The sequence below is a fragment of the Streptomyces sp. NPDC045968 genome (genome assembly GCF_056430475.1).
This window is the reverse complement of record NZ_JBWKLF010000017.1, coordinates 1-21,145: the sequence shown is the minus strand read 5'-3', so window position 1 is coordinate 21,145 and position 21,145 is coordinate 1. Positions and strand designations below refer to the sequence as shown.

General features: G+C 70.6%; 25 protein-coding genes. 14 read left to right on the top strand and 11 right to left on the bottom strand.

Going from position 1 to position 21,145, the window contains the following annotated elements; translation table 11 throughout:
- Window positions 1-13: 13 nt before the first annotated feature.
- Complete coding sequence (locus AC07FA_RS32735; RefSeq protein ID WP_479079977.1) at window positions 14-658, bottom strand: NAD(P)-dependent oxidoreductase; 645 nt, start codon at window positions 656-658, stop codon at window positions 14-16.
- 49 nt (window positions 659-707) lie between these two features.
- Entirely contained in the window at window positions 708-1,694 is a 987-nt protein-coding gene (locus AC07FA_RS32730) for an EamA family transporter (RefSeq protein ID WP_479079976.1), read from the bottom strand.
- A 129-nt stretch (window positions 1,695-1,823) separates the two neighbouring features.
- Here AC07FA_RS32730 and AC07FA_RS32725 point away from each other — a divergent pair, with 129 nt between their 5' ends.
- From AC07FA_RS32725 to AC07FA_RS32705, 5 genes are all read left to right on the top strand, one after another.
- A complete protein-coding gene (locus AC07FA_RS32725; RefSeq protein ID WP_479079975.1) occupies window positions 1,824-2,369 on the top strand; it encodes a MarR family winged helix-turn-helix transcriptional regulator in 546 nt (181 codons plus the stop codon).
- 242 nt (window positions 2,370-2,611) lie between these two features.
- Complete coding sequence (locus tag AC07FA_RS32720; RefSeq protein ID WP_479079974.1) at window positions 2,612-2,965, top strand: DUF1330 domain-containing protein; 354 nt, start codon at window positions 2,612-2,614, stop codon at window positions 2,963-2,965.
- Window positions 2,966-3,097: 132 nt separating this feature from the next.
- On the top strand, window positions 3,098-5,251 hold the full coding sequence (gene helR, locus AC07FA_RS32715) for an RNA polymerase recycling motor ATPase HelR (RefSeq protein WP_479079973.1): 2,154 nt from the start codon (window positions 3,098-3,100) through the stop codon (window positions 5,249-5,251).
- Between the two features lie 253 nt (window positions 5,252-5,504).
- Window positions 5,505-5,948, top strand: a complete 444-nt coding sequence (locus tag AC07FA_RS32710) for an AMIN-like domain-containing (lipo)protein (RefSeq protein WP_479079972.1) — start codon at window positions 5,505-5,507, stop codon at window positions 5,946-5,948.
- A gap of 81 nt (window positions 5,949-6,029) precedes the next feature.
- Window positions 6,030-7,208, top strand: a complete 1,179-nt coding sequence (locus AC07FA_RS32705; RefSeq protein WP_479079971.1) for a hypothetical protein — start codon at window positions 6,030-6,032, stop codon at window positions 7,206-7,208.
- 55 nt (window positions 7,209-7,263) lie between these two features.
- Here AC07FA_RS32705 and AC07FA_RS32700 read toward each other — a convergent pair whose 3' ends face one another.
- Complete coding sequence (locus AC07FA_RS32700; protein WP_479079970.1) at window positions 7,264-7,530, bottom strand: DUF397 domain-containing protein; 267 nt, start codon at window positions 7,528-7,530, stop codon at window positions 7,264-7,266.
- A complete protein-coding gene (locus AC07FA_RS32695; protein WP_479079969.1) occupies window positions 7,511-8,353 on the bottom strand; it encodes a helix-turn-helix domain-containing protein in 843 nt (280 codons plus the stop codon). Before AC07FA_RS32695 ends, AC07FA_RS32700 begins: the two co-directional genes overlap by 20 nt.
- A gap of 114 nt (window positions 8,354-8,467) precedes the next feature.
- Between AC07FA_RS32695 and AC07FA_RS32690 the strand changes: the two genes are divergently transcribed.
- The 3 genes from AC07FA_RS32690 to AC07FA_RS32680 are packed head-to-tail and all read left to right on the top strand — an operon-like array spanning window position 8,468 to window position 9,896.
- On the top strand, window positions 8,468-8,704 hold the full coding sequence (locus AC07FA_RS32690; RefSeq protein WP_479079968.1) for a hypothetical protein: 237 nt from the start codon (window positions 8,468-8,470) through the stop codon (window positions 8,702-8,704).
- Window positions 8,701-8,937: a hypothetical protein gene (locus AC07FA_RS32685; RefSeq protein ID WP_479079967.1), complete on the top strand. Its 237-nt coding sequence runs from the start codon at window positions 8,701-8,703 to the stop codon at window positions 8,935-8,937. Before AC07FA_RS32690 ends, AC07FA_RS32685 begins: the two co-directional genes overlap by 4 nt.
- Window positions 8,934-9,896: a WGR domain-containing protein gene (locus tag AC07FA_RS32680; RefSeq protein WP_479079966.1), complete on the top strand. Its 963-nt coding sequence runs from the start codon at window positions 8,934-8,936 to the stop codon at window positions 9,894-9,896. Before AC07FA_RS32685 ends, AC07FA_RS32680 begins: the two co-directional genes overlap by 4 nt.
- 90 nt (window positions 9,897-9,986) lie before the next feature.
- On the opposite strand, the gene AC07FA_RS32675 is transcribed toward AC07FA_RS32680, so the two are convergent.
- The 4 genes from AC07FA_RS32675 to AC07FA_RS32660 all read right to left on the bottom strand — a co-directional run bounded on the left by AC07FA_RS32675 (window position 9,987) and on the right by AC07FA_RS32660 (window position 13,991).
- The gene (locus AC07FA_RS32675; protein ID WP_479079965.1) at window positions 9,987-10,340 is read right to left on the bottom strand and encodes a PRC-barrel domain-containing protein; all 354 of its coding nucleotides are present in this window, start codon (window positions 10,338-10,340) and stop codon (window positions 9,987-9,989) included.
- A gap of 118 nt (window positions 10,341-10,458) precedes the next feature.
- Window positions 10,459-11,964 carry a PTS transporter subunit EIIC gene (locus AC07FA_RS32670; RefSeq protein WP_479079964.1) on the bottom strand — a complete coding sequence of 502 codons (1,506 nt, stop codon included), beginning with the start codon at window positions 11,962-11,964 and terminating at the stop codon, window positions 10,459-10,461.
- A gap of 49 nt (window positions 11,965-12,013) precedes the next feature.
- Entirely contained in the window at window positions 12,014-12,994 is a 981-nt protein-coding gene (murQ, locus tag AC07FA_RS32665) for an N-acetylmuramic acid 6-phosphate etherase (protein ID WP_479079963.1), read from the bottom strand.
- Window positions 12,995-13,073: 79 nt separating this feature from the next.
- A complete protein-coding gene (locus AC07FA_RS32660) occupies window positions 13,074-13,991 on the bottom strand; it encodes a MurR/RpiR family transcriptional regulator (RefSeq protein ID WP_479079962.1) in 918 nt (305 codons plus the stop codon).
- Between the two features lie 75 nt (window positions 13,992-14,066).
- On the opposite strand from AC07FA_RS32660, the gene AC07FA_RS32655 reads away from it, so the two are divergent.
- A complete protein-coding gene (locus AC07FA_RS32655) occupies window positions 14,067-14,435 on the top strand; it encodes a hypothetical protein (protein WP_479079961.1) in 369 nt (122 codons plus the stop codon).
- Complete coding sequence (locus AC07FA_RS32650) at window positions 14,432-14,704, top strand: DUF4031 domain-containing protein (RefSeq protein ID WP_479079960.1); 273 nt, start codon at window positions 14,432-14,434, stop codon at window positions 14,702-14,704. The genes AC07FA_RS32655 and AC07FA_RS32650 overlap by 4 nt, the downstream gene beginning before the upstream one ends.
- Window positions 14,705-14,741: 37 nt before the next feature.
- On the opposite strand, the gene AC07FA_RS32645 is transcribed toward AC07FA_RS32650, so the two are convergent.
- Window positions 14,742-16,001, bottom strand: coding sequence for a Cmx/CmrA family chloramphenicol efflux MFS transporter (locus tag AC07FA_RS32645; RefSeq protein WP_479079959.1), 1,260 nt, complete (start codon window positions 15,999-16,001; stop codon window positions 14,742-14,744).
- A gap of 66 nt (window positions 16,002-16,067) precedes the next feature.
- Window positions 16,068-16,721, bottom strand: coding sequence for an HD domain-containing protein (locus AC07FA_RS32640; RefSeq protein WP_479079958.1), 654 nt, complete (start codon window positions 16,719-16,721; stop codon window positions 16,068-16,070).
- A gap of 93 nt (window positions 16,722-16,814) precedes the next feature.
- Here AC07FA_RS32640 and AC07FA_RS32635 point away from each other — a divergent pair, with 93 nt between their 5' ends.
- The 4 genes from AC07FA_RS32635 to AC07FA_RS32620 all read left to right on the top strand — a co-directional run bounded on the left by AC07FA_RS32635 (window position 16,815) and on the right by AC07FA_RS32620 (window position 20,621).
- The gene (locus tag AC07FA_RS32635) at window positions 16,815-17,564 is read left to right on the top strand and encodes a LamB/YcsF family protein (protein WP_479080025.1); all 750 of its coding nucleotides are present in this window, start codon (window positions 16,815-16,817) and stop codon (window positions 17,562-17,564) included.
- Window positions 17,561-18,232, top strand: coding sequence for a 5-oxoprolinase subunit B family protein (locus tag AC07FA_RS32630; RefSeq protein ID WP_479079957.1), 672 nt, complete (start codon window positions 17,561-17,563; stop codon window positions 18,230-18,232). The genes AC07FA_RS32635 and AC07FA_RS32630 overlap by 4 nt, the downstream gene beginning before the upstream one ends.
- A gap of 32 nt (window positions 18,233-18,264) precedes the next feature.
- A complete protein-coding gene (locus tag AC07FA_RS32625) occupies window positions 18,265-19,125 on the top strand; it encodes a 5-oxoprolinase subunit C family protein (protein WP_479079956.1) in 861 nt (286 codons plus the stop codon).
- 218 nt (window positions 19,126-19,343) lie between these two features.
- Window positions 19,344-20,621, top strand: a complete 1,278-nt coding sequence (locus AC07FA_RS32620) for an LAETG motif-containing sortase-dependent surface protein (RefSeq protein WP_479079955.1) — start codon at window positions 19,344-19,346, stop codon at window positions 20,619-20,621.
- Between the two features lie 106 nt (window positions 20,622-20,727).
- Here AC07FA_RS32620 and AC07FA_RS32615 read toward each other — a convergent pair.
- Window positions 20,728-21,145: ABC transporter permease (locus AC07FA_RS32615; RefSeq protein ID WP_479079954.1), on the bottom strand; the 418-nt coding region annotated here is incomplete at its 5' end.

Sequence of the window (21,145 nt, the reverse complement as noted above, 5' to 3'; positions counted from 1 at the left end):
GGGAGCGGGGCCGTCAGTATCCGGCGGTGAAGCGGGTGCGGTGGTGCTTGGGGTGTTCCGCCTCGTCCAGGAGTGCCACCGCCAAGTCCTCCATGGAGATGGCCGAGTTGCCCTCGGCGTCGACCAGGAGCTCGTCGGTGCCGAGCCTGAAGGTGCCGGTGCGGCGGCCCGGCTCCAGGAGGGCGGACGGGCTCAGATACGCCCAGTCGACCTCCGTCCCGGCGGTGCGGATCGCGTCGAACTGGGCGTTGGAGGCCAGGGCGATGTGCCGCCAGGCGGCGGGGACGTAGGCCGGGTCGTCGCTCGCGAGGACGCCCCGGGTGCCGGGCACGGTGAGACTGCCCGCCCCGCCGACCATGATCAGCCGGACGCCGGTGCGGGCGAGGCCGGACAGTAACGCCCGGCTGATGGCGGCGTGCTCGTCCTCGTGGCCGGGGGCGGGGCGGGTGGCGTTGACCACGAGGTCCTGTCCGGCGCTCAGCTCCGCCACCTGGTCCGGGATTCCGGCGTCCCCCGTGCGGTGGGTGGCGTCGGGGTGCAGCGCGGTGAAGCGGGCCCGGTCGCGGACGACGGCGGTGACCTCGTGGCCCCGGGTGAGTGCCTCGGTGACGACGCGGCTGCCGACGTTTCCGGCTGCTCCGAAGACGGTGATGCGCATGGGATCGGCTCCTTGTGGGTGTGGGTGTGGGCGTGGGTGCGGGTGCGGTTCAGGCGGCCGGGGTGGTGCGGCGCCGGGCCGGGCGGAGGTTCTGGCCGAGTGCGACGCTCGCGACCACCAGGGCCAGACCGCCGATCTGCCAGGCGGTCAGGGTCTGTCCGAGGAACAGCAGTCCGGCGAGCGTGGCGACGATCGGGTTCGTCAGGCCGAGGAACGACACGGAGGAGGCCGGGAGGCGTTCGATGCCGCGGAACCACAGGGCGTACGCGACCGCTGTGCCGATCAGGCCGAGGTAGGCGTAGCCGGCGACGTTCGCGCCGGTGAAGTGGTCGGGCAGGCCCTCGGCCGTGAGGGCGATGGGTGCCAGCACCAGGCCCCCGACGGTCAGCTGCCAGCCGGTGAGGGCGAGCAGCGATACGCCTTCGGGGCGCCCCCACCGCTTGCTCAGCACGACGGCGAGCGCCATGAGTACGGTGGCCGTCAGCATGGCCGTGATGCCCGCGAGGTCGACCTCGGCGCTCCCGCGCAGGACGAGCAGTCCGACGCCCACGAACCCGACGAGTCCGGCGGTCAACGTACGGCGCGTGGGCCGGACCTTGAGCACGCCGGCCCCGAATCCGGCCACCAGTAGCGGCATGAGCGCGCTGACCGTCGAGGCGACGCCGCCTGGCAGGTGGTAGGCGCCGAAGAACAGCAGCGGGAAGAACGCCCCGAAGTTCAGCAGCCCGAGCACGGATGCCTTCCACCACCAGTCGCCGCGCGGCAGGCGCCGGGTGAGGGCGAGCAGGATGAGCCCGGCGGGCAGAGCGCGCAGGGCCGCGGCGAGCAGGGGGCGGTCCGGGGGCAGGAGTTCGGTGGTCGTGACGTAGGTGGTGCCCCAGGTGGCGGGCCCGATCGCGGCGAGTGCGGCGATGCCCAGGGCCGCCTTGGGGGAGGTGGAGGTGCGGGGCCCCGGGGCGGCCGGGCGTCGGGTGCCGCTGCTGTGGGGCGTGGTGGGTGTGGTGCCCGCGGCGGGTGTGGTGCTGGTGATGGACATGGCGCTCCCCTTGGATTTCCCCTCAACGCTGTTATTCTCAACGTTGAGATAAGTGTGAGCCACGGGGTCTGCGAACGTCAAGTATCTGAACGTTGAGAGATCTGGCTCAGGTGAGGGAGGAACGCGGCAATGAGTGAGCGCGAGGCGGAGCGGCAGCCCGGCACGGACTCCGATGCCATAGACGAGCTGCGCGGCCAGTGGCGTCGCGAGCGCCCGGACATGAGCCTCGCCGGACTGGACGCGATGGCCCTGGTGGGCCGCATCAAGCGTGCCGATCACCTGTTGAGCAAGGGCATGAAGCCGGTCTTCGCCGAACACGGTCTGGAGTTCGCGGAGTTCGACGTGCTCGCCACCCTGCGCCGGGTCGGCGCCCCGCACGAACTCACCGCGGGCGGACTCCTGAAGTCGGCGATGGTGACCTCCGGTGCGATCACCAACCGTCTCGACAAGCTGGAACGCAAGGGCCTGATCGAACGCCACCCCGACCCCGCCGACCGCAGGGCCATCCGCGTCCGCCTGACGCAGGCCGGCCTGGAACTCGTCGACCGGGCGGTGGTCGACCACGTGGCCAACGAGGAACGGATGCTGGAGGCTCTGACGCCCGAGGACCGCCAGGCGCTCGACGGCGCGCTGCGGCGGCTGTTGGTGTCACTGGGGGACCGGCATCTGGGCTGAGGGCCCGTCAGGCCGTGCGGTGAACGCGCGTCCAGGTCCGGGCCGGGCCGGAGCCGCACCTGGTGCCCCGCGTGCGCCGGTGCGACCCGCGGGTCGCCACGCTCATGCTGAACAACGCCGAGCACGTCGCGGCGCCCGGTTGCCGGGCGGGTGGGTCATGACCCGCGAGGTAATCGACCCCGGTGCGGTGCGATGCCAAGCTCGGCGTACGGAGACCGACCTCACCGACCGGAAGGACCATCGTGCCCGCCTACGCCATCGCTCATCTCCAGGACGCCGCCCCGCACCCGGAGATCGCCGAGTACATGGAGCGCATCCCCGCCACCTTCGAGCCGTACGGAGGACACTTCCTCGTGCACGTCACGCCGCACGAGGTGTTGGAGGGCAGCTGGCCCGGGGCCGTCGTGATGATCGGGTTCCCCGGGATCGCCGAGGCGCGGGCCTGGTGGGACTCGCCCGCGTACCAGGAGATCGCCCCGCTGCGCTCACGGCACATCAAGGGCGACATCATTCTGGTGGCGGGTGTCCCGGAGGGTTACGACGCGCGAGCCACCGCACAGGCGGTGCGAGAGGCCCTGCCTGCGGAGCGGAGCTGAAGGAAGAGGGAGTACCCACCTCTTTCCACTCTCAACTTATAGCGCACAGGGGGGCTTGCGGCAAGGCCCCGGTCATCCCTCAGAATCACTCGCTGTAGCCAGAAGAACCTGCGGAAACGGGAGATTCACTCAGTGCGTGTTTCACTGACCACCAGCGCCTTCGACCTTCCCGAGCGTCTCTCCTCCAAGGCCGATCCGACGCTCATCGCCGGTGACGAGCAGCACTTCGCTGCCATCGCGGAGTGCCTGGACCAGTCGATCGCCGAGCTCTCCGACCGCCTCACCGCCGCACGCAAGGCCCCCGGCGGCCTGGGCCAGCAGGCGATGGACCGGGACATGGAGATCCACCGGCTGACCGCTCGCCTGCGCGCACTGCGTCGCTTCGGGCTCGACCTGTGCCTCGGGCACATGGTCGGTGCGGACGACTCCGAGCCCGTGTACGTCGGACGGCTCGGTCTCACGGACAGCGCCGGCCGTCGGCTGCTGCTCGACTGGCGTTCGCCCGCCGCCGAGCCGTTCTTCGGAGCGACCCACGGCAACCCGATGGGTCTGACGAGCCGCCGCAGGTACCGCTGGACGCGTGGCCGGATCAGCGACTACTGGGACGAGGTGTTCACCTCGGACGGGTTCGACGGGCATGCCGCGCTCGACGACCAGTCCGCCTTCATCGCCAGCCTGGGCAGCAACCGCTCGCCCCGGATGCGCGATGTGCTCGGCACCATCCAGGCCGACCAGGACGCCATCATCCGCGCGGGTTCGCGCGGCGCTCTCGTCGTCGACGGCGGCCCGGGCACCGGCAAGACCGTCGTCGCCCTGCACCGCTCCGCCTACCTCCTCTACTCCGACCCGCGGCTCGGACACCGCCGGGGCGGCGTCCTGTTCGTCGGTCCGCACCAGCCGTACCTGGGGTACGTCGCCGATGTCCTCCCCAGCCTCGGAGAGGAGGGCGTACAGACCTGCACCCTGCGGGACCTCGTCACCGAAGGGGCCGCGGCAGGGGCCGAGGCCGACCCGGAGGTGGCCCGTCTGAAGTCGTCCGCCGACCTGGTGAAGGCGATCGAGGCGGCCGTCAGGTTCTACGAGGAGCCGCCCACCCAGGGCATGACCGTCACCACCCACTGGTCCGACATCCGGCTGACCGCCGCCGACTGGGCCGTGGCGTTCGACGCGGCACCCGGAATCCCGCACAACGAGGCGCGCGACCAGATCTGGGAGGAACTGCTCACGATCCTGGTGGACAAGCACGACGACGAGGACACCGCCGAGCAGCTCCGCAAGTCGCTTCATAAGAACAGGGAACTGCTCGCGGTCTTCGACAACGCGTGGCCGCTGCTCGAAGCGGCCGACCTCGTCGGGGACCTGTGGTCCGTACCCGCCTACCTGCGCAAGTGCGCCCCCTGGCTCGGCCGCGACGACGTGTCGCGACTCCAGCGGGAGGACGCCCAGGCCTGGACCGTGTCCGACCTGCCGCTCCTGGACGCGGCACGGCAGCGGCTCGGCGACCCGGACACCTCGCGCCGCAGACGTCGGCACAACGCCACCGTCGCCGCCGAACGCGAGCAGATGGCCAAGGTCATCGACGTCCTGATCGAAACCGATCAGGACGGCGAAGGCGCGCTGACGATGCTGCGCGGCCAGGACCTGAAGGACACCCTGATCGACGGGACCGCGTCCTCGTCCGACACCGAACGGGACCTGCTGGCCGGTCCGTTCGCGCACGTCGTCGTGGACGAGGCCCAGGAACTGACCGACGCGGAGTGGCAGATGCTGCTGATCCGGTGCCCGTCGCGGAGCTTCACCATCGTCGGGGACCGCGCCCAGGCCAGGCACGGCTTCACGGAGTCGTGGCAGGAACGGCTGGAGCGGGTCGGGCTCGACCGGATCAGCCTGGCCTCCCTGAGCATCAACTACCGGACGCCGGAAGAGATCATGACGGAAGCCGAGCCGGTCATCCGGACCGCGCTCCCGGACGCCAACGTGCCGACCTCCATCCGCAGCAACGGCGTCCCCGTCGTGCACGGACCTGCCTCGGACCTCGACCAGGTCCTCGACACCTGGCTCGCCGCTCACGCCGACGGGACCGCCTGCGTCATCGGCGCTCCCACCTTCCGTACGACGTCGTCGCGCGTCCGGTCACTCACCCCGGGGCTCTCGAAGGGGCTCGAATTCGACCTGGTCGTCCTCATCGACCCGGAGGGCTTCGGCAAGGGCATCGAAGGAGCGGTCGACCGCTATGTCGCGATGACCCGGGCAACCCAGCAACTCGTGATTCTCACCAGCTCCTGATGTCGCCATTGGTCACCTTCCGGCCAATCTCTCCATTAATTCAAGCCACGGCCCGCCCGCCTTTTAATGGTCGATGTATTGTTCGATCGCTTTTGTCGAGCGAGACTCGCGCCCTATAAAGCGAGTGAACGCATTCCGTTTCACCCCGACGGAAATTCCATTTGTGAAGGGTTTTAATATCGTGCGTGCATCACGACGTAGGTGGGCTCGAATCGTCACGCCTCTTGCTGCCACCGCTCTCTTCTCCCTCTTCATGGCGCCGGCGGCCTCCGCCGCGAACTCGGCAGAGGCAGGCACCGCCGCCGCGGCTGTCACCTGCTACGACGACCCCTGCCTCACGGGAATCCGTGCCGCGACACATGCCGACCACGACCGGCTCGTCTTCGACCTCACGGCCGGCACCCAGGTCACCAACACGTACACGAACACGACAGGCGAATTCGTCCCGATGGACGGCCAGACCCATTACCTGGACGTCAAGGGCACCTCGTACCTCTACCTCACGATGGACCCCATCCACCCGGCTTCTGATGTGGTCCTGAACAAGGCTCTGGGCCTTCCCACCATCAAGGGCGTCCAGCTGACGAGCTTTCACGCGGCCCGGGCCCAGTTCGGCATTTCTCTCGGCCCCTCGACCAGCTACAAGGTCTTCCACCTGACCCAGCCGGACCGGGTCGTCGTCGACGTCTACCGGTAGCCGTGCCGGTCGGCTGAACCCTGTCCCCATGGGCCGCGTTGTGGGAACTGCCCACATCCACAGTGCCTAGGGGGCATTGCAGTGACCACTCCGAATGATGTCGTGGCCCATTGGGACGAGCAGGCCCAGCGGACCTGTTACTACTCCGGCGAGACGATGGTCGGCTGGCAGGAGTCGCAGGGGACGTACTACCACTGGGACGCCGTCCACCGCATGGCCGGTGTGCAGGCCGACGAGCAGCACATCACCTGGTATCACGAGAGCGACTCCCAGCGACCGTGCTACACGACCAATGCGCAGGGGGAGGTGGTGTGGGCAGCGCCCTATGCCACCGACCTCGGCCAGGACCAGCAGGCCGCTCCGCCCCCGGACCACGCGCCCCAGGCCGCACCGCAGCGGCCGAGCCTCAGCGAACTGCGGATGCATGCCATGAACGCCGTGTTCCAGCCGGGGAGGGGTGTCCACGTCCAACCGATCCTCCTGGTGGACGACCGGCACATCACGGTCGCCGACGGGGCGGTCTTCGGCTCGGGCCGCAACGGGGGCGGTAAGGGCGACGGGACTTCCTACGCCGATGTGGAGGTGGCCGCGCTGGGGGACGAGATGCGGGTATCGCACAGGGACGCGGAGGTCGGCGCTCTCGACGCGGTGCACAAGTACCTGAGCCAGAACTACACGTCGGACACGACGAGCCGTATCGAGGTTGAGTTCGTCAGCAACATCGGCCCGTGCAACGGCTGCAAGTGCCGGTTTCAGGAGTTCGCGGAGAACATGCAGCGCGAATTCCCCAACGCGCGGATCTCCACGGACGCCGTCTACAACAAGGGCGACGGCGTGCGGTTCTGGACGAAGAGCGACCGGGGGCAACAGGTCACCCAGTACGGATACGCCGGGGAGGTGGATGCCTTCACCAGTCACGCGGCCCGGAACACCGAGTATCCGTTCGTGTACTACAAGAAGGCGATCGTGCCCCGCTCGCCTGCCGAGCAGATGAGGAACATCGGAAACGACAGGCATCTGATGGATGCCGCCGGGGTCAACGTGATGGAGGCGGGGCCCATTCCGACGACTCCGACCAGCCCGGTTTCGGACCGTTCGTCCCGCAGCGTTTCCCCGCCGGCCTTCACCGTCGCCGCGGCGGCGAGCCTCCGGCAGGGAAGCCCCGGCACGGTCTCGCAGCAGTCGTCGTCCCAGCACCAGTCGTCCCTGCCCGTGGGGGCGCCGTCCAGGACGCAGGCCGGGAGCGGACGGGACCGGTGACGCCTCACGCCCGCCCGCGGCACCGGGTGGCTCCCGGTCGCCGCGGGCGGGTGCGTCAGTCGCGCTTGAGGCCGCCGACGAAGGTCGTCCACGCCTCGGTCCGGAACACGAGCGCCGGGCCGTCGGTCATCTTGGAGTCCCGGACGGGGACGGCGTCGGGGAGCCCGTCGAGGACTTCGAGGCAGTTGCCACCACTTGCATCGCTGTACGTGGACTTGCGCCAGGTCGCGACTTCGAGGCAGTTGCCGCCGCTTCCGTCGCTGTACGAGGACTTGTGCCAGATCGCCGTGGACAGGTCGTAGTCAGAGCTGCTGAGCTTCATGGTCGTAATCCTCCGCCACGGCCTCGATCAAGGCCAGGGACGCCTCCCGCGAGATTGCGCTGGCCACAAGGAGATTGTAGGTCAGCTCGTATTTCCGGACCGTGAGCGGATCGTCCAGAAGTTGGCCCGAACCGAGGCTGTCCAGATAGGCGAGCGGCGGTGCGTCCGGGAAGGCCATCAGCTTGAGGCCGCCGCCCATGGCTGCGTGCCCGCCTTCTGAGAACGGCAGCACCTGCACAATGATGCGGTGCTGTCTGATCAGCCTGGCGATGTGGTGCAGGGCCTCTGCGGTCACCACCCGTCCGCCTACCACCCGGCGTAACACTGCCTCATCGAGAACTGCCCACAACATGGGCTTGGTTGGATCGTCGAGGAGCTGCGTCCGCTCCAGTCGCGCGGCCACCAGATCGTCGATCGCGCTGTCGACCGCTGTTGGCAGGCCAGCCCGGAACACTGCCCGCGCATACCCCTCCGTCTGCAACAGCCCCGGGATGAGCAGCGGCGCGTACTCCTTGATGGACTCCGCGAGGGCTTCCGCGTCAGCGGCTTCGGCGAAGTGGTCCGGATACTTGGACTTCTTCAGCGCCGCACAGTTCCGTACGAAGAAGCCGTCAGCCCGCAGGACTTCGTCGAGCTTCTCCGCCTGGTCCAGCTGCATCCGCCGTACCCCTATCTCCAACTGCCCGATGAACGAGCCGCTGACGAAGAGCGGGGCCCCGAGATCGTCCTGCGAGAGACCCGCTCGCTCCCGTCTGTGACGGAGTTCCGCGCCGAGAAGTGCGCGGGGCGACGAGGAGGGGTCGAGCTTCCGGGGACCTGGCATGGCAACTCCCTGTGACACACGTGCGGTTGTTGGAACTGCGCCTCTTCCAGGCTAGCCGCGCGTTGGACACTCTGGGTAGGCATTCCCATTACTCAGCGTGGAAGGTGGAACGGCATGACAGCGACCGAGCGGCGCCGGGCGGCGGCGGACAGGGTGCGGATGGCGGAGGACGCGGTGGAGCGGTTGAGGGAGGGCTTCGCGGGGGTCGGTCTGAAGCTTCCCTCGCTGCGGATCGACCCCGTGTCGTGTGCGGGGAACGAGCCCTCGCCGCTGGTCGACCTCGGCTGTTGCAACCTCGACACGGCGCAGCGGCTGTGCGAGGTCCTGGCGGAGAAGGGAGCCTGTCCGTGACCGGTGAGGTGCTTGAGCCGTGTACGCCGGAGCCGGGTTCGTACGCCGTGGACGCCAGGGACGGGCGAGTGGGTCGCGTGATGGGGCGCGTCGGACCGTACGTACAGTTGCGGCCGCCGGGTGGGGGTGCCGAGTGGGACTGTCCGCCGGCCCTCGTCCGGTCGGCGCCGCCGGGGGTGGTGCTGCGGGCCCGGGTGACGGAGATCAACAAAGAAGGGCAGTTGCCGAGATGACGGGATGGCGGCGGTTCGAGCTCTTGGCGGAGGGTACGTCCGAGTACCGGGAGATCCGCCAGGAAGGGATCCGCTGTTTCATCCGGTGGGGTTCCGTCGGTGGGAACGGCAAGGCCAGCACGTCGACGCTCGATGATGAGGAGCACGCGAGGCGTCATGCCGCGCGCAAGATCAACGCGTTGCTCAGGAAGGGCTTCACCGAGGTCGCCCCGCTGTGTGACGATGCGGAACTCGATCAGGAGTCGCTTGTCCTCGACGTGCTCCGAGGCGGTGCCCCAGCAGCCGGATCGGGCTCCGAGTATCTGCCGGTCGATGGCTTCGACGAGGTGTACTGCCGGGCCCATCCTGGTCATGTGATGGGCTTTCACGAGTACGTCATCCTGCGCGAGCAGGGGCGTAGCGCCGTACGTTTCGTCGTACGGGGGAAGAGCCATGATGCCGGCGCGGTATCCGCCTTCCTGGACTTCGTGTGTGCCCGGCGTGACCTGGCCTTCGACGGGCGATCGCACCACAAGGTGCCCATGCCGGGGCCGGTCGGACGATTCAGCCACGCGTTGTTCTGCGCGCCGTCGCTCGGCCAGGCATGCCAGGCGTATCCCGCCATCTCGGCCCGCGTCGCGACAGCCTTCCCGATATTCGACTGCGAGATCGGTGACGCGGACCCGGAGGTTCTCGTTGACGCCCGCATTCATGGTCACGGCGCTTTGCCTTACAGCGACTGGGGCCGTGAGCCGCGGCCGGTCGTCGACCTCCGGTTCGACATTGAACCTTCCGAATACCGGCGGGAGAAGACGTTCAAGGTCTACCGGTCCACTGATGTCGAAAGGCTTATGGCCGTACTGCCGGATGCGACACCGCAGAGTTGGCTGGAAGCCCGGTCGTTCCGGGGTGAGATCAGGCGATTCACCCCTGACAGCGCGATGTCCGTCGCTGAATTGACCGCGTTCCTCCTCGGCTGAGACGAGTCGGGATCTCGTCTCCGCACAGCCGGACGGCGGGGCCGGCCCTTCTTCAGGGTCGGGCCCGCCGCCTCTCGGGTGCGCGCCAGGTCACATGAGCCGGTAGCTGCCGTAGTAGCCGGCGATCTGCTCGTGAAAGCCCGGGTCATCCGTGTGCTTGTGCTTGTCGAACTCCGGGGAGTCCTTGATCTGGTCCTTCGTCAGGTCGACGAATACCGTGCGGTTTTCCGTGTCGATGCCACGGACCGTGCCCGCAGGCAGCAGGACTTCCTTCCCGAAGATCCACACTCCGGTGTCGACGACCAGGTAGGCCGAGCCGACCTCGTCGGAGTGCTTGTCGACCTTGCCGATGCTTCCGTCAGTCGCCTCGACCGAATATCCGGTCAGATCGGCGCCCGCGGTGTGGCCGCTCGAAGGCTGGTAACCCCACAGGTTGTCGCTCATTTTTTGGCTCCTTTCCAGAAGACGCAATTCGGCATGTGGACCCCCACCGAAAGGGTGGCGGGAGCCGCTCGCTCTATCGCGTGCCCGGATATCGGGGCTTCATACCTGCGTCCGTCGATCAGACCGCCGCCGGCTCCTTGGTGGGGGTGCCGGGGGTGGGGTCGTTAGGGCCGGCGGCCGCGACCGCTGGAACGGCCTGTTCCTGGGAGACGTTGAACTCCGCCAGGAGTTCCTTGCCGAAGCCGAAGAAATACGTCGCGACGAAGCCGGCGACATATCCGGCCACCAGGCCGCCCGCGTAGATGGCGATCGTCGAGCCCAGGCCGCGGTTGCCGTCCAGGAGGGGGAACAGCGCCCAGCCGGACGGGCCGATGGCCGTGGAGCCGACCGTGTCGCCGAGCTGGTTGAAGAGTCCGACGAAGCCGCCGCCGAACGCGCCACCGACGCACGCCGTGATGAACGGGCGGCCCAGCGGCAGCGAGACCCCGTAGATCAGGGGCTCACCGACGCCCAGCAGCCCCGCCGGGAGGGCCGACTTGATGGTGCGGCGGATCGACTCGTTGCGGGGGAGGCGGAAGTAGACGGCCACGGCCGCGCCGACCTGGCCAGCACCGGCCATCGCGAGGATCGGGAGCAGGACGGTGAAGCCCTGCTGCTCGATGAGCGTGGTGTGGATGGGGATGAGGGCCTGGTGCAGGCCCAGCATCACCAGCGGGAGGAAGAAGCCGCCCAGGACGAAGCCCGCGCCCGCGCCGCCGTTGGACAGCAGCCAGTCGGCGAACGTACCGATCGCGGAGGAGATCTCCCCCGCCACGTACATCAGGCCGAAGATCGTCACCAGGCCGGAGACCAGGACCGTGAGGGTCGGGGTGACCAGCACGTCCAGGGCCTCGGGGACCCAGCGGCGGCACCACTTCTCCACGTACACCGCGAGGACAGCCGCGCCCAGCGCGCCGAGCACACCGCCCTGGCCGGGGGAGAGATGCCGGCCGAACGCCTCGATGTTGGCGACGCCCGGGAAGACGATGATCGCGGCGACCGCACCGCCCAGGATCGGCGTACCGCCGAACTCCTTCGCCGTGTTGTAGCCGACGAAGACCGCGATCAGCGCCATGAACCCGGAGGCCATCGCGGCGAGGGCGGGGGTGACGGCGGGCAGCCACTCCAGGTTGACCAGCAGGCCGTTGAGGCCGGCGATGATGCCGCAGCCGATGAGGGCCGGGATCAGCGGGACGAAGATGTTGGCGATTTTGCGCAGGAACAGCTTGAACGGGGTGGCGTTCTTCGCCTTCTGCCGCGCCCTGAGCGCCGCGCCCTGCGCGGCCAGCTCCTCGGAGGTGTGGACGGCGGGGGAGGCCGCCCGCTCCTCCTCGACCAGGCGCTCGAACTCCGGGGTGACCCGGGCGACGGTGCCCGGCCCGAGGACGATCTGATACGTGTCGTCCTCGACCACGCCCATGACGGCGGGGATCGCCTTGAGCGCTTCGTCGTCGACCAGCGAGCGGTCGTGCAGGCCGAGGCGGAGCCGGGTCATGCAGTGGGCGATGGAGCTGACGTTCGAGGCACCACCGACGAGCGGAAGGATCGCGGCGGCGGTGGCGCGGTTCTTGTCTTCAGTAGCCATGGGGCGTGGTGCCTTGCTGTGCGGGGGGTGCGGGCGTGGTGCGGGTGGGTCAGGTGGTGCGTACGGCGGCGAGGGCGGCGCGGAGGTGGCCGCCCGACGTGCCGAGGAGCGTGGCGGCGGTGGGGCCGTCGACCTGGCCGAGGATGGTCAGGATCGCGTTCTTCACCTCGCCGTCGGTGGCGGCGAGCGCCGCCTCGATCTCCTGGTCGGACGCGCCGGTGGCCAGCGAGACGATGCGGCGGGAGCGGGCCCGCAGCTTCTCGTTGGAGGCGCGGACGTCGACCATCAGATTCCCGTACGTCTTGCCGAGCCGGATCATCGTGATCGTCGAGATCATGTTGAGGACGAGCTTCTGTGCCGTACCGGCCTTGAGGCGGGTGGAGCCGGTGAGCAGTTCCGGGCCGACGACGACTTCGAGGCCGTGCTCGGCGGCGGCGGCGAGCGCGGAGTCCGCGTTGCAGGACAGACCGATGGTGAGCGCGCCGTGGGCGCGGGCGTGCTCGACGGCGCCGATCGCGTACGGCGTGCGGCCGGAGGCGGAGATGCCGACCACGGTGTCGTTCTCGGTGAGGCCGAGGGCGTTGAGGTCGGCGGCGGCCAGCTCCTTGCTGTCCTCGGCGCCCTCCACCGCCTTGACCATGGCGGTCGGGCCGCCCGCGATGAGGCCGACGACCTCGGACGGGTCGGTGTTGAAGGTGGGCGGGCACTCGCTGGCGTCGAGGACGCCGAGGCGGCCCGCCGTGCCCGCGCCCGCGTAGATCAGCCGGCCGCCGCGCGCCATGCGCTCGGCGGTGGCGTCGATCGCGGCGGAGATCTGCGGCAGCTGCTCGGCGACGGCGGCGGGAACGGTGGTGTCCTCGCCGTTCATGATCCGGGCGATCTCCTGCGTGGCCAGCCGGTCGATGTCGGCGAGCTCCGGCCGGAAGGCCTCTGTGGTGAGCGTGGCGAGTTCGGCGCGCAGTTCCCCGTATCCGGCGGGGGTGGTGGCTCCGGCGCCGGAGGTGGTGTCGGTGTCAGCGGATGAGGTCATGGAGAGCGGCTCTGCTTTCTCGATCTCGTACGTTCAGCGGTTCGGCAGTGCGGTGGTGCGGGGGCGCGCGGGCCGGTGGTCAGCGGGTGCGCGGGTTGTGGCGGTGGGCGAGCGCCTCGTACGACGCGGCGAGGGCCGGGGCGGCCGTCTCGTACGTGCGCTGCGCGATGCCTATGAACAGGCAGTCCACGACGAGGAGTTGGCTCGTGCGGCTCGACATGGCGGCGGGCCGCAGCTCGCTCTCGCGGGCGGTGGACGTGGTCAGGACGTGGTCGGCGTACTGCGAGACCGGGCCGTCGGGGCGGCCGGTGATCGCGACGGTCGTCGCACCCCGGTCGAAGGCGACCCGCAGCGGCTCGATGACGTCGCCCGTGGAGCCGGAGTGGGTGATCGCGATGGCCACATCGCCGGAGCGGAGCTGCACGGCGTTGGTGACGGCGAGGTGCGGGTCCGTGTGGGCGTGGGCGATCAGGCCGATACGGAGCAGCTTCTGCGCCAGGTCCTGGCCGACGAGGGAGGAGGCGCCGGCGCCGTAGATGTCGATGCGGCGGGCGGTCGACGCGGCGGCGACGGCGGCGCCGAGCTGCACGGTGTCGAGTCCGGACGCGGTGTCGGCGAGGGTCTGCTGTTCGTCGTAGGCGAGCTTGGCGACCACGTCGGCGATCGGGTCGTCGACCGTGATGTCGGCGGTGACGGCCGGTGCCCGGCCGGACAGCTGGTGGGCGGCGAGACCGGCGAGCGCGAGGCGCAGGTCGCGGTAGCCGGGATAGCCGAGGAGGCGGGCGGTGCGGACCACGGTGGCCTCGCTGGTGCCGGTGAGCTCGGCGAGACCGGTGACGGTGAGGGCGGCGCACCCGGCAGGGTCCCCCGCGACGGCTTCGGCGACCCGCTGCATCGAGCGGGTCATGGACGGTGCGAGGGTCCGGACCTTGGCGGCCAGCGCGGCAGGGGCGGGCGGCGAATCGCCCTTGAAACTTTCCTTCACTTCATTGGTCACATTTGAAAGATATTTTCAATGGGGTGGGTCGTCAACCCCCCTTTGGTCCCCATTCCTTCGAGGGACAATGGCTGCATGGAGATGAACCCCTTGGAACAGGCGCTGCACACGGCCCGGGCACTCGTCATGGCCGATCTTGTCGCGGGCGACGTCGCCGAGGCCGAGATCGTCTCGCTGGTCGAGGACGCTGTGACGCACCGGCGCTGGTGGGTCGAGCAGTGGCCCGAGGGCGCGGACTTCGTCGTCGGTCTGATCGCCCAGGACGTACAGGACGCGCTGCTGGAGAAGTACGGCCGCTGGCCCCTGTGCCCGGTCTGCGTCGAGGAGGGCCCGCACGCGCTCGACGTCGAGCCGGAGCTCGGCCCCGACCCGCACTGGGTCTGCACGAAGGCGACCGTGCGGGTGGCCCGGGTGGGTGCGCTGAGCGGAGTGCTGGGCCGTTGACGCTCTACATCGACCCGCCGGACTGGCCGGGGCACGGCCTGTTCTGGTCGCACCTGGTGAGCGATGTCTCGTTCGACGAGCTGCACGCCTTCGCGGCCTCGATCGGCTGCCCTCCGCGTGCCTTCGAACGCGACCACTACGACGTACCGGCGGCGCGCTACGCGCAGGCGGTGAGCGCCGGGGCGCGGGAGGTCGGGTCGAAGGAGCTCGTGCGCCGGCTCACGGCCGCCGGCCTGCGCAGGCCGAAGGGGCGCCCCGCGCCGGGGTAGCGACGAGGGGCAGCGGGGGTCCGGCGGCCGCCGGCCGTCAGATCCTGTCGGAAGCGCCGAGCGCGGCGGGGTCGAGGTCCGTTCCGGACGGGCCCTTCCCCGGGGACTTCTCCGTGGACCTCGCCGTCGCGACCAGGCGGGACGGGGTGCCCGACCCCCGGTGCAGCCGGAGCGAGAAGAACACCGCCACCAGCGCCAGCACCGTCATCGAGGCCCCCGCCCACGCCGTCGCCGCGAAACCGAAGTCCGCGTCGATCACCGTGCCGCCGAGCCACGGGCCACTCGTGTTGCCCAGGTTGAACGCGGCCGTCGTCGTCGCACCGGCCAGGGTCGGGGCCGCGCCCGCCACGTTGAACATACGGGCGTTGAGCGCGGGCGCCGTGAAGAACGCCGAGAGGCCCAGCAGGAAGGCCAGCGCGACCACGGCGACCTGGCTGGAGGCGAACAGGGCCAGCGCCACCAGGAAGACCGTGGAGGCCGTGATCCCGCTCAGCAGCACCCCGAAGAGGTGCGCGTCCGCGACCCGGCCGCCGATCGTTGTACCGATCAGCGCACCGATCCCGAACAGCCCGAGCACCCACGGCACCCAGCCCGAGCCAAGACCCGCCACATCCGTCAGCAGCGGCGCGAGATAGCTGAACGCGCAGAAGACACCGCCCGCCGCGAGTGCCGTGATCACGACGGAGAGCCAGACCTGCCGGTCCCGGTAGATCGACATCTCCCGCTTGAGCTGCGGCTTCTTGTCGGGGAGGGGGATACGGGGGATGAGCGTCGACACCCCGGCCAGCGCCACGGCGGACGCCGCCCCCACCGCCCAGAACGCCGACCGCCAGCCCAGGTGCTCACCGAGGAAGGCGCCCAGCGGCACCCCCAGCACGTTGGCGATCGAGAGCCCGCCGATCATCACGGCCATCGCCCGCGCCCGCGCGTTCACCGGCACCATCGCGATGGCGACGGCCGCGCCGACGGCCCAGAAACCCGCACAGGCGAAGGCGCTGACCACACGCGAAACGAACAGCACCTCGTACGTCGGAGCCAGCGCACCCGCGATCTGGCCGAGCCCGAACACCGAGATCAGCGCGATCAGCGTCGTACGCCTCGGCAGTCGCAGCGTGGCCACGGCGAGCAGCGGGGCGCCGATCACCATGCCGATCGCGAAGGCGGATATGAGGAGTCCCGCCTGCGGAATGGACACGTCCATGTCCTCGGCGATCGGTGGCAGCAGCCCGGACAGCATGAATTCGCTGGTACCGAGGGCGAAGACCGAGAGACCCAGGATGTATACGGCCAGGGGCATGGGGGCGCGACGGGGACGGCTGGAAACGGAGTCGGGCATGACACTCGGCAACACCCGTCCGGCTGCTCACATTCCCGTGAGCAGCTCCAGCTCGGTCGTCAGGTTCTGCCGCGCCCTCGGTTCCCACTCCGCGATCCCGTGCGGTGTACGAAACAACCGGGGCAGTCCGATGAGCTGCCGCAGCACCGCAGCCCGGCCCTCCCGGAACGCCTCGTCGGGGACGAAGGCGTACTCCTCGCGCACCTGCGCCGCGTACTCCGCGTACTCCTTCGGGCCGGACGCCAGGACCGCCAGATCCGCGTCGCACAGCACTTCCCCGTTGGTGTCGCCGTCCGCCGGATCGTGGGTGACGGTGAGGCGCACCAGGCGGGCCACCTCGGCGGTGGAGCTGTCCGGGACACCGGCCTCGGACAGGGCGCGCTCGGCCAGCACGGCGCTGCGCTCCTCGTTCTCGGAGCGGTCGGGGCGGTAGACCGCGTCGTGGAACCAGGCGGCGAGCCGCACCGCGTCCGGGTCCGCCGCGTGGTCGGCGAGCGTGTCGACGCGGTCCAGGACCGCGACCAGGTGGGCGGTGGTGTGGTAGCGCCGCTGGGGCTCGGCCCAGCGCGCCAGGAGGTTGTCGGCGTACGGCAGCGGGTCGGGGCCGTCGGCGCCGCGCCGGACTGCGGTGAGGGTTTCCTGCCAGCGGTCACGGAGGCGGCTCTGGGCGCTGTCGGTCATGGGGCGACTCTAGGGTCTGTCCTTCCCGCCTTCTCGCTGGAGTGTGTCCTTGTCGCGCGGTTGGTCAGTCGCTAGCTTGCGGTGGTGACAGACATCGATCTCAACGCCGACCTCGGTGAGGGCTTCGGTCAGTGGACGCTCACCGATGACGACGCGCTGCTCGCGACCGTCACCAGTGCCAACGTGGCCTGCGGATTCCACGCGGGCGACGCCTCCGTCATGCGGCGCGTCTGCGATTCCGCCGCCGCCGGGGGCGTACGGATCGGGGCGCAGGTCTCCTACCGCGACCTGGCCGGGTTCGGGCGCCGCTCGATGGACGTGCCGGCCGCCGAACTCACCGCCGAGGTCGCCTACCAGATCGGGGCCCTGCGGGTCTTCGCGGAAGCCGCCGGATCGGCGGTCTCGTACGTGAAGCCGCACGGCGCCCTCTACAACCGGGCCGTCTGGGACGACGAGCAGGCGGCCGCCGTCGTCGCGGGCGTCCTGCTGGCGGGCGGCAGGCTCGCGGTGCTCGGTCTGCCCGGGTCCCGGCTGCTCGCCCACGCCGAGGCCGCCGGGCTCACCCCGGTCGAGGAAGCGTTCGCCGACCGGGCGTACACCCCGCGGGGCACGCTCGTCCCGCGCGGCGAGCCCGGGGCGGTCGTGGACGAACCGGACGAGGTCGTGGCCCGCAGCCTCGGGATGGCCGTCGCCCGGAGCGTCACGGCCGCCGACGGTACGCGCGTCCCGGTCGCCGCCCGATCCCTGTGCGTCCACGGAGACACCCCGGGCGCGGCGGCGCTCGCCCGCCGGATCAGAACGGCGCTGGAGGACGCGGGCGTCAGCGTGCGGCCCTTCGCATGAGTACGCCGGCCGCCTCCGGGATGCGGGTGCTGCCCGTCGGGTCCGACGCCCTGCTGATCGAGTGCGCGTCCGGCGAGGAGACGGAGGCCCTGCACGCCGAGCTGCTGCGGCGGCGCGCGCGGGGGGAGCTGCCCGCCGTGCGCGATGTCGTTCCCGGGGCGCGGACCGTGCTGCTCGACGGCATCACGTACGCGGGTGGGGAGGGGGCGCGCGAACGGGACCGGTTCGCGGCGGAGCTGGCGTCCTGGCGCGTACCCGAGCTGCGCCGGGAGGACGGTCCCGCCGTCGAGCTGCCCGTCGTGTACGACGGCCCGGACCTCGCGGATGTGGCCGAGGCGTGGGGTGTGGGCGTCGCCGAGGTGGCGCGGACGCACGCGGGGACGGCGTTCCGCGTGGCCTTCTGCGGCTTCGCCCCCGGCTTCGGCTACCTCACCGGGCTCCCCGCGCCTCTGCGCGTACCGCGGCGTTCGACGCCCCGTACGCGCGTCCCCGCGGGCGCGGTGGCCCTCGCCGGGCCGTACACCGGTGTGTACCCGCGGGCGTCGCCCGGCGGCTGGCAGCTCATCGGGCGGATGCCCGAGCCCGGCGAGCTGTGGAACCCGGCACGCGAACCGGCCGCGCTCCTGGTTCCGGGCACGCGGGTCCGTTTCGTGGAGGTGCGGGCGTGAGCGGTGATGCGGGCGTGAGCCGAGGTGCGGGCGTGAGCGGGGGGCTCGAAGTGGTGCGGGCCGGGGCCCTGACCACGGTGCAGGACGAGGGCCGGACCGGCTGGGCGCATCTGGGGGTGGGGCGGTCCGGGGCCCTGGACGCCCCCGCGCACCGCCTCGCCAACCGGCTCGTCGGCAACCCGGTGACCGCGGCGGTGCTGGAGACCACGGTCACCGGCTGCGCGGTCCGGCCCGGCCGGTCCGTGGTCGCCGTGGTGGGCGGCGCGGTGTGCCGGGTGACCGTCGACGGCCGGCCGGTGGCGTGGGGCGCCCCCGTCCGCGTACCGGAAGGGGCGGTTCTGGAGGCGGGGCCCGCGGTGCGGGGGGTGCGCGGCTATCTGGCGTTCGCGGGCGGTCTGGTGCCGGAGGCGGTGCTCGGCAGCCGGTCGGCGGACCTGCTCTCGGGGCTGGGACCGGCGCCTCTGCGGGACGGTGACGTGTTGCCGCTCGGTAGGCCGGAGGGCGTCCGTCCGGCCGCCCCCGACCCGGTGCCCTGGCCGGGGGCGCCCGCCGAACTCGTCCTCCCCGTACGCCTCGGTCCCCGCCACACCTGGTTCACGGACACCGCGCTGCGCACGCTCACCACGGCCCCGTACACGGTCTCGGCGCACAGCAACCGCATCGGCCTGCGCACGGAGGGCCCCGCCCTGCACCGCGCACGGGAGGGCGAGCTGCCCAGCGAGGGCATGGTGCTCGGCGCGATCCAGGTGCCGCCGGACGGGCGGCCTGTGGTGTTCCTCAACGACCATCCGACGACCGGGGGTTACCCGGTGGTCGGCGTCGTGCCGGAGCGTGCGCTCGCGGCGGCGGCGCAGGCGGTGCCGGGAACGCGGGTGCGGTTCGTCGGGGGGTGAGGGGTCCTGTGGCATTCCTCACAGCGAAAGGGCAGGTAGTGAGGGCAACTGCACCCATTCGTCTTCTCTGTCTGTCCCGGTGCCGCGGTAGGGGCCGGAGCACGTGAAGAATTCGTGACGGCCGACCGATTTCCCGGCCATACGATCACCTCCGGTCGCACATGCGTGCCCCATTCCGCTGCGACCCCTTCTCCTTTTTCGGACCCCGAAGGGCTCTTGTGAAGATTCGCCGGATTCTTGCCACCGCTGTTGCCGCCGCCGTGACCACGCCCGTCCTGCTGCTGTCGGTGACCCCCGCGTTCGCCGACGACAAGCCGGCAGCGCAGACGCAGAAGAAGCCGTCCATCGCGGAGCTGGAAAAGGCCGCCGCCGCGGCGCAGGAGGCGTACGACGACGCGGTAGCGGCCCAGAGTGCCGCCCGCGCGGTTCTCGAAGCGCTCGAGTCCGACTCCGCCCTGGCCGTGGCATACAAGGCCGCGAAGGCCGCCGCGACCGACGCGGCCACCGCGAAGACCGACGCCGACCAGGCGGTCGTCGACGCGCAGGCAGTGGTCGACGGCCTCCCGGAGACGGCCACCGAGGAGGAGAAGGCCGCCGCGACGACGGCTCTCACCGAGGCACAGGCCGCCGCCGCGACCGCCGCCGAGGCCAAGGTCGCCGCCGATGCCGCCCTCGTGGAGGCCGGGGACGCGTGGAGCGACGCGCGGGTCGCCGCGGCCCGGGCGCTGGGTGTGGCGAAGAAGGCCGTGGAGGCGGCACTCGCCGACAAGACCGCCGCCGACGAGGCGCTGGCCAAGGCGAAGGAGGAGGAGGCCGAGGAGGGTGAGGACGACGAGGACTGCGTCCCCGAGGCCAAGCTCACCACGATCGTCACGGGTCTGCCGTCGGTAGTCGTCGCCGGCACCAAGGTCACCTTCGACCTCCGGGTCACCAACGGCACCGACAAGACGATGGACGAGGTGCTTCCGTTCGCCTACGTCCACGCGACCGACAAGAGCGGGCTCAAGGACATCGACGACCTGGTGCACCTGCAGTGGTCGTCCGCCTCGTCCTCGAAGTGGAAGACCGTCGACAACAAGCACTACATGGACGCCATCAGCCCGCTGAAGGCCGGCGCCCACGCCGACGTCAAGATGCGCCTCGTGGTCGACGCCTCGGCCCCCGCGGGCAACGGCGTCACCTTCGTCGCCGGTGACTACTTCAACGACAACGGCACCTGCGGCGGGAACCCGGACCTGGAGGGTTACGAGTTCATGATCGCCGCCGCGGGCACCAAGCCCGGCAAGGTCGTCGACGCCACGCCCAGCACGACCGAGCCGACCCCGGACCTCAAGCCGCAGAGCGGCGCGTCGGCCAGTCCCGTGAACGGCACCCTCGCCGCCACGGGTTCGTCCTCCGCCACGTCGCAGCTCGCCCTCGCGAGCGGCGCGGCCGTGGTGATCGGTGCGGGCGCGGTGTTCGTCGTACGCCGTCGCAAGGCCGGCTCCCACGCCTGACGCGTGAGGCGGGGTGCCGGCCAGGCATCCCGGCCCCCGCGCCGACAGCCCAACGGGCCCGACACCACGTGGTGTCGGGCCCGTTGCTGTGCCGGTGTCATGGCGGTCACTTCGGGTCGTGGTTGAACTTCGAGGTCGACCAGAAGTAGCCGAGGACCGCGAGGCCGAGGCACCAGGCGGTGGCGAGCCAGCCGTTGTGGCCGATCTCGGTGCCGAGGAGCAGGCCGCGCAGGGTTTCGATGGCGGGGGTGAAGGGCTGGTACTGGGCGATCGGCTGGAACCAGCCGGGCATCGTGTCGACCGGGATGAAGGCGCTGGAGAAGAGGGGCAGCAGGATCATCGGCAGGGCGTTGTTGCTGGCGGCTTCGGCGTTCGGGCTGATGAGGCCCATGCCGACCGCGATCCAGGTGAGGGCCGTGGCGAAGAGCGCGAGGAGTCCGAAGGCGGCCAGCCATTCCAGGACGGTGGCGTCGGTGGAGCGGAAGCCGATGGCCACGCCGACGGCTGCGACCAGGACGACGCTG

Coding starts and splice junctions, on each gene's coding strand:
- AC07FA_RS32630 (WP_479079957.1), top strand. CDS start 17,561: ATGAGTACGCCGGCCGCCTCCGGGATGCGGGTGCTGCCCGTCGGGTCC.
- AC07FA_RS32645 (WP_479079959.1), bottom strand. CDS start 16,001: ATGCCCCTGGCCGTATACATCCTGGGTCTCTCGGTCTTCGCCCTCGGT.
- AC07FA_RS32710 (WP_479079972.1), top strand. CDS start 5,505: ATGGCGCCGGCGGCCTCCGCCGCGAACTCGGCAGAGGCAGGCACCGCC.
- AC07FA_RS32670 (WP_479079964.1), bottom strand. CDS start 11,964: ATGGCTACTGAAGACAAGAACCGCGCCACCGCCGCCGCGATCCTTCCG.
- AC07FA_RS32695 (WP_479079969.1), bottom strand. CDS start 8,353: ATGCCAGGTCCCCGGAAGCTCGACCCCTCCTCGTCGCCCCGCGCACTT.
- AC07FA_RS32680 (WP_479079966.1), top strand. CDS start 8,934: ATGACGGGATGGCGGCGGTTCGAGCTCTTGGCGGAGGGTACGTCCGAG.
- murQ (WP_479079963.1), bottom strand. CDS start 12,994: ATGACCTCATCCGCTGACACCGACACCACCTCCGGCGCCGGAGCCACC.
- AC07FA_RS32725 (WP_479079975.1), top strand. CDS start 1,824: ATGAGTGAGCGCGAGGCGGAGCGGCAGCCCGGCACGGACTCCGATGCC.
- AC07FA_RS32730 (WP_479079976.1), bottom strand. CDS start 1,694: ATGTCCATCACCAGCACCACACCCGCCGCGGGCACCACACCCACCACG.
- AC07FA_RS32735 (WP_479079977.1), bottom strand. CDS start 658: ATGCGCATCACCGTCTTCGGAGCAGCCGGAAACGTCGGCAGCCGCGTC.
- AC07FA_RS32655 (WP_479079961.1), top strand. CDS start 14,067: ATGGAGATGAACCCCTTGGAACAGGCGCTGCACACGGCCCGGGCACTC.
- AC07FA_RS32690 (WP_479079968.1), top strand. CDS start 8,468: ATGACAGCGACCGAGCGGCGCCGGGCGGCGGCGGACAGGGTGCGGATG.
- AC07FA_RS32675 (WP_479079965.1), bottom strand. CDS start 10,340: ATGAGCGACAACCTGTGGGGTTACCAGCCTTCGAGCGGCCACACCGCG.
- AC07FA_RS32640 (WP_479079958.1), bottom strand. CDS start 16,721: ATGACCGACAGCGCCCAGAGCCGCCTCCGTGACCGCTGGCAGGAAACC.
- AC07FA_RS32700 (WP_479079970.1), bottom strand. CDS start 7,530: ATGAAGCTCAGCAGCTCTGACTACGACCTGTCCACGGCGATCTGGCAC.